Genomic DNA, 270 nt, shown 5'->3' on the forward strand with positions numbered 1-270 from the left:
GTTACACCGTACTTCGCCAGCCCTGCCGCTGCGCGATCATGAATCTTGCTCGAAACCGAATCTTCAATCTTACTCACTAGGCGGCTCCGGCAGCGGCATCCAGTGGGCGGGGTTCATTGGCTCATCAAGGTCACTTTCCCATGCGTCAGGCCACCACCCATCATCGAATACACTTTGAATAACCACTGGATGCTTGTAACCGTCACCACCGTTGGTAATTACCCGAGTCCCATCCTTTGGCGCTGTCTCAATCGGCATCCACTTCATTTC

The 270-nt window shown here is 53.7% G+C and carries 1 protein-coding gene; it reads right to left on the reverse strand.

The features are described from left to right. Window positions 1-69 precede the first annotated feature (69 nt). A partial coding sequence (locus tag RMT89_RS43230; RefSeq protein ID WP_315889234.1) for a DUF551 domain-containing protein occupies window positions 70-270 on the reverse strand: 201 nt, incomplete at its 5' end.

The organism is Streptomyces sp. P17, assembly GCF_032436805.1.
Lineage (GTDB): Bacteria > Actinomycetota > Actinomycetes > Streptomycetales > Streptomycetaceae > Streptomyces.